The organism is Paraflavitalea soli (assembly GCF_003555545.1).
GTDB classification, from domain to species: Bacteria; Bacteroidota; Bacteroidia; order Chitinophagales; family Chitinophagaceae; genus Paraflavitalea; species Paraflavitalea soli.
Map to the genome: position 1 here is coordinate 1,760,620 of NZ_CP032157.1, position 12,975 is coordinate 1,773,594.

Genomic DNA, 12,975 nt, shown 5'->3' on the forward strand with positions numbered 1-12,975 from the left:
AGTCTGTGTGACTTACAAGAGCAGAGCTATTACCGCCGACACCCCGCTGATGTTTGTAAACCTTTTGTTATGAAAATAAACCGGGTGCGGAATATAACCCCAGCTGAATTCCTGCACAATCACCTGATCGCCAACCAGCCTGTTATTATTGAAGATGGAATGGCAGACTGGCAAACAGATAAATTCCAGCCCCAATACCTGGATAAGGCATTTGGAGACCAGGAGGTGCAGATATACAATGATCTGTTTGACCTGCAAACGATCGATTCCTTACACAATTATTTGTCCGAGAATTTCAACAGGCCAGCCGTCACTTCCGCAGCTCCTTCTTATGTAAGGTGGTATACCAAATTGAGGAATGTGGATTTTTACTGGGCCGACAAAGTGTTCGAAGCTCTGTCGGGTTATTGGACGCATCCGTATTTTCTTTCCGATACAGATACTATTATTCCTTATACACAGGTGGGAACAAAAGCCGCTATCAACAATACCCGGTATCCTTACAAGGGGCTTTTTATTTCCGGTAAGGGAGCACGCACCAGGCTGCACAAAGATCCCTTTGGCAGCAATGCACTCCTGTGCCAGTTTTACGGACAGAAAAAGATTATCCTGTATGCTCCCGACCAGGAACCATTCCTGATGAACGAGGAAGCATTTGTAGATATAGTGAATCCAGACAGGCATCAATTCCCGGATTTTGATAAAGCAATACCATCCTATGAGGAGGTGCTTTCACCGGGAGAGATCGTGTTGTTTCCCGGCGGATGGTTTCATGATGTAACCTGTATCACTGATAGTATATCCATTACCTGGAACTTTGTTCCTATACAGGAAGTCAACAAGCTGGCAAGCTTTATCAGGCAGCATCCCCATGATAGCCAGCTGGACATTGTACGTTTCTTTTTGTCAGCGGCCTTACCGATAGATGCGTCCGCCGAAGAGATCGTCCATTTTTTGTCTGCCCAACATGAATCGTCCAAAGCCATAACCCTTTGATGAAATTGAAAACCTGTCTCCTGATGTTTGCTGTGAGAAGATATATTGGTTTGATACCGGGAGCCATGATCCTGTACTCCGCTGCTTTTGCCCAGGCGGGGAATAAGGCCGGAATGGCTGAAAGGATAGAGCAGGAAGTAACGCAATACATGAGTAAAGGACACATTCCCGGCCTGAGCGTCGTACTTATTGACCATGACAGTCTCACTATACGATCTTTTGGGTATGCAGACCTGGTGACAAAGACACCGGTAAATGCCAGCACGGTATTTGAACTTGGCTCCTGTAGCAAAGCATTTACAGCTATGGCCATCTACCTGCTGGAACAGCAGGGACGTCTACAGCTCGATGCTTCCGTGAATCACTATATTCCCTGGTTCCAGGTAAAGTACAAAGGAGCGGTGGTGCCAGTCACCATCCGGCAGCTGCTGCACCATACGAGTGGTATTCCCTGGCATACCATTGCCGGTATTCCGGTAAGCGATAGTGATACGGCCCTCCAGCAAACCGTGCGGAATGTAACCCGGGTAGAGCTCGATCACTTGCCCGGCAATAAATATGAATATGCCACCATCAATTATGATATCCTGGCGCTGGTGGCGCAGACGGTAACAGGCCAACTTTTTGAAGCTTTTATGCAAGCCAGTATTTTCGACGCTTTGGGTTTAAACAGCACCAGCATTGGGCAGCCCAGGGATGGGCTGCTCAAATCTGCTGGGTATAAGATCGGTTTCTTCGCTGCACGTCGTTACCAGGCGCCTGTATACAGGGGCAATTATGCAGCCGGTTATGTACTTTCCAATGCCACTGATATGGCCAGCTGGCTGAAATTCCAGCTGGGACTTGCACCCCAACCGCTGTATGAGCTGATCGGAAAGACACAGCAGCGCGATGAATCAGTAGCTGCTCACGACAATGCCTTTTATGCAAGCGGATGGCAGGTGGCCCTGGATGGCACGGGAGAACTGCTGCACGATGGACTGAATCCCAACTTCTCTTCCTATATCGCCTTCCGGCCAAAGGAGCAACTGGGCGTGGTGGTGCTGGCCAATTCAAACAGCCCTTATACACCGGTCATCGGCAATAAACTAATCAAAATGCTGGCGCATGAAAAGGTGGTCAAAGAATATGATCCGGGGGATAATGGCGATTCGATGTTCAGCGGCATTGCCCTGGCTGTTGGCGTATACCTGCTGGCAGTATTGGCTTGCCTGGTATGGGTGATCAGGGATATCATTAAAAAGACCAGGCAATTTGCGGGCTTTAGCTTAAGCAAACTGCTTTCCTTCGGTAAAGCCCTGGTGCTGATCGTTCCCTTTCTCTATGGTATTTACCAGTTGCCGCAATGGCTGCTCAACTTTAACTGGGAGGCTGTATTGGTATGGCAGCCTGTAAGCCTGGAGGCTGCGCTGGTATTATTGGCAGCGGCCATTCCCGGCAGTTACCTGGTTTACCTGCTTTCCCTGCTTTTCCCGGAAGAGAATCCCGTGAAGCGCAGGATTCCATCCATTGTTTTGCTGACCATACTTTCGGGGCTTTCCAATGTATTGCTCATCATCTTCGTGACCTCTGCTATGGATACAGAGATAAAGATCAGGTACCTTTTCTTCTACTATCTGCTCATCATCGGGCTTTACCTCATGGGCAGGAGGTTTGTACAGATCAGCCTCATCAAAATAACCAGGGGTATCGTTTACGAACTACGGGTAAAACTCATCAATAAGATATTCTCTACCGATTATGAGAAGTTTGAATCGATCGACCGGGGCAAGGTCTATACAGCGCTGAATGACGATGCCAATGTGATCGGCGAATCTACCACGCTGATGATCTCTCTCATCACCAGTACCATTACCGTGATCGGCGCTTTTCTCTACCTCATGTCGCTGGCATTCTGGGCTACCTTGCTCACCAGCCTGATCATCGTATCGATTGCGGTGGTATATTATTTTGTGACCAGGAGCGCCAATACCTTCTATAACGAAGCGCGGGATTCCAGGAATGTATTCATGCGGTTGATCAATGGCATGATCGACGGCTATAAAGAACTGAGCCTGCACCGGCAAAAGAAAGTGGAATACCAGGAAGATGTGCGGGAGAGCGCCCATCAGTACAAGATCATGATGAGTGCGGCCGATATCCGGTTTACCAATGCCTTCCTGGTAGGAGAGTCCTTGCTGGTAGTGCTGCTGGGCGCCGTCTCCATTGGTATGCCCAAGTTGTTTCCCGGCATTACAACAGATACGATCACCAGTTTTATCATCGTTCTGTTGTACCTGATCGGGCCCGTCAATGCCATCCTCAACAATATTCCTGATATCCTGCGCGTGAAGATAGGATGGGAGCGGATCAGGAAATTCATCCAGGAGATCCCTGCCAGTCCCGAAACGGATGGCAGACAGGATATATTAACTTCCGCTGCTTATAAATTTGAAGCAAGGGGCATCAGTTTCCAATACGGGCAGGGAGGATTTGGTGTAGGGCCTATTGACCTGGAAGTGCAGCGTGGCGAAATACTCTTTATTACCGGCGGTAACGGCAGCGGGAAAACCACGCTGGCAAAAATGCTTACAGGACTGTACCCCCTCAATGAAGGAGCGGTACTGATCAACGATAAAGTGCAGCAGGGATCGCAGATCGGGGAGTATTTCTCTGTGGTGTTCAATCCTACTTACCTGTTTGAGAAATTATACAATGTAGACCTGGCAGACCGTGAGCAGGACCTGAAAGATTACCTGGGCGTACTGGACCTGCAGCAAAAAGTGGAGATCAGGAACAATCGGTATAGCACCATTAAATTATCGGGCGGCCAAAGGAAAAGGCTGGCCTTGCTGCAATGTTACCTGGAAGACAAACCGATCTACCTGTTTGATGAATGGGCCGCTGACCAGGACCCTTCTTACCGGAAGTTCTTTTACCGGACCATGCTGCCCGACATGAAAAGAGCAGGAAAGATCATCATTGCCATTACACACGACGATCATTATTTCGATGTGGCCGATAAATTGATCAAACTCGATAAGGGACAGCTGGATCACATCAAAGACCTCGAAGCCACTGTTCATTGAGCTGTATATACCATCTTCAAACCATTTATTCTTGTCTGCCGGAAAGCAACATCTTGTTCAGGTGATCAGGGAGATCAGTCTCTCCCCGGCCAAAGGTCTGACCTTTATTCAGAGCCAGGACAGGGCGGAGTTCTTTTCCTATCAGGCCCTGTATGAAGCAGCGTTGAAAGTATTGTTTCATTTACAGCAAAAGGGAATAAAGCCTAAGGATGAAGTGGTATTCCAGGTGGCAGAGGAAAAGGCCTTCCTCATATGCTTTTGGGCCTGCCTGCTGGGAGGTATGATACCTGTGCCTCTGTCGATGGTAAGGAACCAGGAACACCTGAAGAAATTATTGGCTGTTTGGCATACCCTCCATCATCCAGCCCTGGTGATTGCGGGAAGCGATCTTGGCCGGCTGGAAGAAAAAGCCGCCGGCGTACTGCCATGGCCTGCCGGGCATAGCCGTATAGCGTTGCTGGAAGGGTTATTCGAGGGTAATGATTACGGAACGATCCATGAACCTGCCGAAGACGATATCGCCTTTATACAGTTCTCCTCGGGCTCTACAGGGCGTCCCAAGGGCGTGACCTTAACCCACCGCAACCTCATCACCAATATAGATGCCATAGCACAGGCAGCAGCCTATTCCGAAAATGATGTACTGTTGAGCTGGATGCCGCTCACACATGATATGGGCATGATCGGATTCCATCTGAACCCACTTTATTGCGGCATCAGCCAGGTGTTGATACCTGTAGACCTGTTTGTGAAACAACCAGCCATCTGGCTCGATACGGCCACGGCTTACCAGGCTACGGTATTGAGCTCTCCCAATTTTGGTTACCGGCACTTGCTGAAGCATGTGCGGGATTGGGATAGACCGTGGGACCTCTCAAAAGTAAGGATCATATACAATGGGGCTGAACCAATCTCTGAACAACTTACACGTACATTCATACAACAATTATCAGCCTACCAGCTAAGTGAGTACGCAATGTGCCCGGTATACGGGTTGGCAGAAGCATCGGTAGCCGTAAGCATTTCCAATATCACCGCGCCAATAAGATCATTTCGACTGAACAGGCATCAGCTCCAAATAGGAGACCGTATTGAATTGGCTGCCGATGATTCAATCCATCCTTCCTTTATGGATGTGGGCAGGCCCATCAATAATTGTGCGGTGTGTATTATGAACAGTGAGCACCAACAGGTGCCGGAAGGACTGATAGGTCATATCTGCATCAAAGGGCCCAATGTAACAGCAGGATATTACAATGACCCGGCCGCTTCGGCGGAAGTGATTGATGCCAACGGCTGGTTGAATACGGGCGACCTGGGCTTTATGCTGGAAGGATCACTGTACATAACCGGAAGGGCAAAAGATATTATCTTCTTTAATGGACAGAACTTTTACCCGCATGATATAGAACGGGAAGCAGAAGCTGTGGAAGGTATCGAGCTGAATAAAATAGCCGTAGCAGGGCATTTCAATCATGCCCTGCAGGCGGAAGAGATCATTGCTTTTATCCTCTACCGGGGCAGCCTGGAAGATTTTGCCTCGCTGGCCAGGGCCCTGAAGGCTCACCTGAACCCCGTGTTTGGATTTGAGATCAGTAAGGTGATCCCGATCAAAGAGATGCCCAAGACTACCAGTGGCAAGATCCAGCGCTTCCGGTTATTGGAGAAATACCGTAACCAGGAATGGGCAGCAGAGGAAGAGGAACTGGCGTTGATTGATAATGCCAGGCAGGCTGGCCCCAGCTGCTCACCGGCCAATGATACAGAACAAAAGATATTGGCCATATGGGAAGCCATTTTTGAAAAGACCAGTATTGGGGTACTTGACCGCTTTTTCGAAATAGGCGGCAACTCCCTGAAGGCAGCAGCCCTCGCCATGAAATTCCAACAGGAGTTCAGGGTGCACCTGCCGGTAGAAAAGCTCTATGAATGGCCTACCATCCGGGCATTGGGTCAGCAGTTAAGTAGTTTGCGGAAAATGGACTATCAACCTATTCCACAGGCAGCACCTCAGGCATTCTATCCATTATCTTCCGCGCAAAAGCGGCTGTATTATGCCTGGAAACTCGATCCACAATCCATAGCCTACAATGTACCCACTGCTTTTACCCTCCGGGGAAAACCTGTTATAGATAAACTGGTGCAATGCCTGGAAAGGTTGGTACAGCGCCATGATGTGCTGCGCATGAGCTTTGGCATGATGGAAGAGCCGGTGTTTAACCTCTCACCGGAAGGGAAGGTCAATATGGAATGCATCGGGTATGAGTCGGTAGCCTTATCCGAAAAACTCACTTCACTGGTCCGGCCTTTTAACTTACACCAGGGACCTTTGTACAGGTGTTGCTTGCTCAAAAATGAAGAAGCCACACAGTACGTACTATTCCTGGATGTTCATCATATCATCTGCGACGGGCAATCTGTTTATCATTTGCTAGACGAATTATTAAAGCTGTATGCCGGAGAAGAGCTGCCAGCCACGTCTATTTCTTACAGGGATTTCGTGTTGTGGGAAAGGCAGCAGGCTGTTGAGCAGGATGTAACCTTACAGTCATTCTGGACAAGGCAATTATCGGGTGAATTACCGGTACTGGACCTGCTCCCTGACTTTGCCCGGCCGCCCTTTTTCCCCACAGCAGGAAAAAGAAGGGAGGGCTGTTTTGACCAACAGACCACGCAACAACTCTATCAGTATGCCGCCAACCGGCAGCTGCCCTTGCACGACTTGTTGTTTGCTTTGTACCAACTGCTGCTCTTTAAATTCACCGGCGCCACAGATATTATAACCGGTATTCCGGTAGGAGGGAGATCACACCCCGATCTGCAGGGTATGCCCGGTATGTTTGTAAACAACCTGCCCATTCGCACAGGATTGGATGCAGGGTTGTCTTTTGAAAACTGGGTGCAGCAGGTGTCTGCCACCATACAGGAAGCCCTGCAACACCAGCAGCTACCATTCGACCGCTTATTAAGCCTGGTAGAAGTGCCGCCCCATCCGGGAAGAAATCCACTTTTCGATACCATGTTCCTGTACCAGAGTTTTGGTGTGCCTGGGAAATACAACAATGAACTCAGCCTGACGAGGAAGCCATTTGATCCGGGTTTTGCCCGCTTCGATTGTACACTGGAGATCGTTGAAGGGGCAGGCAACCTGCAGTATACTTTTGAATATGCCACCAGGTTGTATAGTGACGATCTTATCGTTGCTATGTCTGCTTCCTGGCTACAGATCACCACACAGGCATTGAACGATCCTGCCCTGTCTCTGGCGGCCATATCGCCCTTGGATAAGGTAACACACGAGGCATTTATCTATGGCTTTAACAATACCGCGAAGGCCCATGTGCCAGGCACTACTGTGTTGAGCTTGTTTGAATCACAGGCCATAAGAACACCGGATGCCATTGCCATTCAATACAAGGAAGAAACTATAAGTTATAAGGCCTTGAACGAACAGGCCAACCACGTAGCCCAGGCCCTACGGAAGCAAGGTGTGCAGGCACATGAATGCGTAGGCATTTGCCTGCCCAGGTCGCCGCAACTGCTCCTGGGATTGTTGGGTATTTGGAAGGCTGGCTGCGCCTACCTGCCCATTGATGCAGAACTGCCCGCAGATCGTATTCGTTATATGCTGGAAGATAGCCGGGCTGTATGCTGGATTACGCATCCACACTTACATAAGGATATGGCTATCGCCGGTGTGCAAAGATTTGATGTGGATGAATTGGCAAAGCCGATAACCAGTGATCACCAGCCCCTGGCGGTGCAGCCGGGCGATCTGGCCTACGTGATCTATACATCCGGTACATCGGGCAGACCCAAGGGGGTAATGGTCTCACACCAGGCACTCCACAATTATGTTGATTTTGCCAGTGAACAATACGTGCAGGGCGAGCAGCTCACCTTTGCCTTGCATTCATCCATCTCATTCGACCTTACTGTCACCTCCCTTTTTACCCCTTTAACCACCGGCAATACCATCCTCCTGTACGAGGAGGATGGCGTTCTGCTGGCCATTGAAAACGTAGTGCGCGATAACCGGGCAGGGGTAGTCAAACTAACCCCTTCGCACCTGAAGCTGTTGCGCGACAATGGTATGCTGGCGCAGAATACATCCATTCGCCGGTGGATCGTAGGCGGAGAGGCGCTGGATAGTCAGCTGGCCCGTGATGTTTACCAAATCATGGAGGGGAGGGCCACCATCTTCAATGAGTATGGGCCTACAGAAGCTACGGTAGGCTGCATGATCTATACATTTGATCCTGCTGATGGAACCAGCCAGGTGCCCATTGGTACACCCATCAACAACCTGCAGATCTACTTGCTCGATCCATATTTGCAACCGGTACCAGCGATGGCCGCAGGGGATATGTATATTGCCGGTACAGGATTGGCAGCCGGTTATTGGAGGCAGGAGGAATTAACTGTACAAAAGTTTATCAGCAATCCTTTTATCCCCGGGCAAAAGATGTATTGCACGGGTGACCGGGGAAGACGTCTTGGCAACGGGCAACTTGAATTCCTGGGCCGTAAGGACCTGCAGGTAAAGATCAATGGCCACCGGATCGAACTCAACGAGATCAGCCACGCACTGCAGGAACACCCGGCCATACAGGGAGCCATCGTGGTACAACACCCCGCCACCGGAAAATTACAGGCTTACTATACCATCAAGAACAATGGCGCGATCAGCGAACCTGCCTTGCGCCAGTACCTCGCAGGTAAAATACCTTACTATATGATGCCGGTATCTTTTACCATACTGGAACATATTCCGCTGACCCCCAATGGCAAAGTGGATATGAAAGCCCTACCGGCTGTCACCACTGCGGTCAACAAGTCAACTCCACAAAGACCAGTTACAAGCATCGAACAGACTATGCTGGAAGTGTGGGAGCAGGTATTGGGTAAAACAGGCTTAACACCGGATGATAATTTCTTTGCGCTGGGCGGCGACTCCATTATGGCTTCGCAGATAGCTTCCAAATTATTCGCGAAGGGTGTATACATCAAGGTAAAAGACCTGCTCACTTTGCAGGCCATTGAGCAGGTGGCCCTTCATGCACAGGATATACAGCAACACAAAGACGCTGTGGCTGTGGTAGCAGGAGAGGTGCTGCCTACGCCCATCCAGGCATGGTTCTTCCGGCAGCAATTTGCTCAGCCGGGGCATTACACCCAATCTGTTTTACTCAGGCTCCACCGGGCCATTGATCATCGAAAGCTGCGAGTCTCCTTCGATGCCTTATTACAACACCATGATACGCTACGGCTCTGTGTACATACAGACAATGAAACACTTTTTTACAATAACCGGGAAGGAGCGTTCGAGGTAACACAAATATCGCTGGGAAAGCAGGAGACCCTGCCTGAAGTATGTAATACGATAAGAGCTTCTTTTGATATACGCCAAGGTCCGTTGATAAAAGCAACTGTGCTCCGGGAACAGGAAGGAACAGCGTACCTGTTCATTACTGCCCATCACCTGGTGATAGATGGCGTATCCTGGCGCATCTTGCTGGAGGACCTTTACCGTGTCTATTACCAGTTTGTAAATGAAGTGGTGGTGGAATGGCCGGCAAAGACAGCTTCCTTCCAGTATTGGAGCCGGGAATTGTACAGGCTCCGGGATGCCGGTTGGTTTGAGGAAGAAATAGCCTATTGGAAGGAAATAGAAGACACGCACTTTGTGATGATACAACACACTCCTGTTGTGGAGGAGACCCTGAATCCTGTAAATAGTCAGCGGATAAGCCTGGATGCTATCGCCACCCATTACCTGCTCACCGATGCCAACAGGCCCTATAATACCGATGTATCCATCCTCTTGAATGTGGCGCTGGTCATGGCCCTGCATGCCTGGGGGCACTGGCAGGATATGGTCATCTTCCAGGAACACCACGGCAGGGAGCTGGAGGATACGGTTAACCTTACCAGGACGATTGGCTGGTTTACAGCTATGTATCCTGTAAAACTCAGGTACGAGGAAGATATGGACCTGCTGATCAAAGCCACCAAGGAGTCGCTCAGGCAGGTGCCCAATCACGGGATCGGTTATGGTGTGTACAAATACCTGGGTGCACAAACTGACAGGGATAGCCAGCCGGAAATAAGGATCAATTACCTGGGACAGTTTGGCCAGGCATTTGACAATGAATTGTTTTCCTATAGCCATCAATACACGGGGGAGGAGCGCGGCGCCGGCAATCACCCGACGGCCCGGCTGGATCTGAATGCCCTGGTGATGGGTAACCAGCTACAGGTAGATTTCTCCTGGTGCAGCCAGTCTTTCTCTCTGAAAGAGATGGACAGATTTGTCAGGCTGTTTGATAATCAACTCAATAGATTACTGGATTATGTACGACAAATAAAACAACTGCAATACACGCCTTCGGACTTCTCTGCCGCTGGTATAACCGAAGATGATCTGAAAATACTATTAGGGTAGGGCGTTAGTTTGCCCTTATTTCCAGATAAGCAATAAAAGTATTATATTCATTAAGCCTTATGCAAATATAGCCACCTATGCTGCGAACAGTCTTCAAATATGTACTCAGGGGTCTGAGGCGAAATGTACTCTCTTCCGTTATCAACATCACCGGATTCTCCATTGGCATAGCAGGTTTCCTGCTTATCGTATCCTATATCAAATACGAACAGGGATATGACAGTTTCTATCCCAATGCCGACCGTATCTTCCGGGTGGGCATCGACTTCAACAACAGCAATGCCATCGTAAAGGGATCCATGGTACAGTTTCCCGTAGCGCCGGTGCTCAAAAGAGACCATGAGGAAGTGGAAGATTATGCGCGCGTATGGTCCAACTACAACCTCACCATCAAGTCGGGCGATAAGGAATTTTGGGAACGCAATATCTATAATGTAGACCCACAGTTCCCTGCCATGTTCTGTAAAATGATACTGGGCAATGCGGAAACCTGCCTGAAGGAACCTGGCGGTGTCATTATCTCCAAAGAGATAGCCGGTAAATATTTCGGCAATGAGAACCCCATTGGAAAGAACGTGTTGATCACCAAGTATGGGGAACACAAGGTGACAGGTGTTTTTGAGAACCGTACAGCCGCTTCTCATTTTGATTTTGAGATACTGGTGCCCATGGCGCCCCTGGCCAGCGAATATGCCACCCAATGGGACTCTCATAATTTCTATACCTATATCCGGTTGCGGAAAGGGGTGAATGTCGATGAATTTGCCCCCAAACTTAATACCACCATCAAAAAGTACCGGGTGCCGCGGCTGGAAGGCAAGGGGGTATCTGAGCATTATTTCCTGGAACCGATCACCGGCATCAGGCTTTATTCAGATACCCTGCTCGACTTCAAACAAAATGGGCATGGGCATTACCTGCCATTTTTCATACTGGCAGCTATTATCATCCTGTTGTTTGCCACTTTCAACTATTTCAATTTCTCTTCTTTCCAGGCCATTGCCAAAGAGAAGACTATTGCCATGAACAGGGTGCTGGGCGCTGAGAAAATTACCATCCTCAGCATCTTCCTGGCTGAGTCGTTTGTGTACATCCTCATCAGCACCATTATTGGTGCCGGTATTGCACTGCTGCTCTTTCCCTGGTTTGCCGATTTTTATGAAATGACCTATAGTGTGAACCTGATCAGTTCCTCCTGGTTCTGGATCTATATCGGGCTCATCATTGTTATCAATACTGTGGTGTCGGGCATCTATCCCGCCATCCTGAGTTTTACTTTCAAGATCAACGATGCCCTGCGGGGTAAGAGTTCGCCCGACAAAGCGGGCATCCGCGTGCGACCCATCCTCTCCGTATTGCAATATGCTGTATCCTGTTTGCTGATGGTCTTTTCGCTGGTTTCGTATTACCAGATCAAATACATGCGCGAATCCTACCTGGGGTTCAATAAACAGGACGTAGTGGTAGCCCGGGAACCCGTGATCCTGAGAGACAGCATGGACCATGCACAGATCTACCGGATCGTACGGGATGCCACGGCACAGATATCGGGCATCAAGGCAGTTACCTACAGTGATTATGTACCGGGGGGGCAATACGAACGATTCGACCGCATACGACTGACAGGTAAACCGGAAGTCTATGACACCTATATGAATTCTGTTAGTCCCGACTTCTTTGATTTCTACAAGATCAAGTTGATGGCCGGGCGCAATTTCTCCTGGGACCTGACAACTGATTTCGAAAAAGCGGTCATCATCAATGAGAAACTGGCCCGCTCGCTGGGATTTTCTCCCACAGAGATCGTAGGCAAACAGATCTCGTTTGAAGGCCGGAAGACAGTTATCGGTGTAGTATCCAACTACCACCAGGAATCTCTAAAGAAAGCCGTAGCCCCCTGCCTGTTCTTTGCCACTGACTGGCCCGGGTATTTTTCCTTTAAGCTTACGGGCAGTAATGTAACGGGCGCCATCGATCAGCTGCACGAAGCCTGGAAAGTCGCTTTCCCCTCCAACGATTTCAATTTCTTTTTCCTGGATGATTATTTCAACAGGAACTATACCAAAGACCAAAAAGCCTGGCAGATACTCAGGCTGTATTCAGGACTAGCTATCCTTATCTCCATTCTCGGCTTGTGGGGCGCCGTGGTGCACCAACTCAGGAACAGTAAGAAGCGGATTGCGATCTACAAAGTGCTGGGTACGCCCAATAAAGCCATTATCTGGATCTTTGTAAAGCGAACGGCCTATATGATCGGCCTGGCCTTCGTCATCGGATTGCCCATCGATTTCCTGCTGCTCAACAACTGGCTTTCCTCCTTTCCGTATAGGATAGGATTAAATATCTCATACTTTATAATTCCATTGATCGTACTGGTGGTGATTGCCTTTACTACCATTGGTCTGCAGATCATAAAAGTTGTTTCTTCTAACCTCGTATATGCGCTGCGAAGCGAATAGCATTTAA

General features: G+C 49.2%; 4 protein-coding genes. All 4 read left to right on the forward strand.

The window, feature by feature from the left end; genetic code table 11:
- The first annotated feature begins 69 nt into the window (after nt 1-69).
- A complete protein-coding gene (locus tag D3H65_RS06680; RefSeq protein WP_119049515.1) occupies nt 70-996 on the forward strand; it encodes a cupin-like domain-containing protein in 927 nt (308 codons plus the stop codon).
- Nucleotides 996-4,064, forward strand: a complete 3,069-nt coding sequence (locus D3H65_RS06685) for a cyclic peptide export ABC transporter (RefSeq protein WP_119049516.1) — start codon at nt 996-998, stop codon at nt 4,062-4,064. The genes D3H65_RS06680 and D3H65_RS06685 overlap by 1 nt, the downstream gene beginning before the upstream one ends.
- Nucleotides 4,065-4,095: 31 nt before the next feature.
- Entirely contained in the window at nt 4,096-10,509 is a 6,414-nt protein-coding gene (locus D3H65_RS06690) for a non-ribosomal peptide synthetase (protein ID WP_119049517.1), read from the forward strand.
- 77 nt (nt 10,510-10,586) lie between these two features.
- Complete coding sequence (locus D3H65_RS06695) at nt 10,587-12,968, forward strand: ABC transporter permease (protein ID WP_119049518.1); 2,382 nt, start codon at nt 10,587-10,589, stop codon at nt 12,966-12,968.
- Nucleotides 12,969-12,975: the final 7 nt, after the last annotated feature.

Coding starts and splice junctions, on each gene's coding strand:
- D3H65_RS06685 (WP_119049516.1), top strand. CDS start 996: ATGAAATTGAAAACCTGTCTCCTGATGTTTGCTGTGAGAAGATATATT.
- D3H65_RS06695 (WP_119049518.1), top strand. CDS start 10,587: ATGCTGCGAACAGTCTTCAAATATGTACTCAGGGGTCTGAGGCGAAAT.
- D3H65_RS06680 (WP_119049515.1), top strand. CDS start 70: ATGAAAATAAACCGGGTGCGGAATATAACCCCAGCTGAATTCCTGCAC.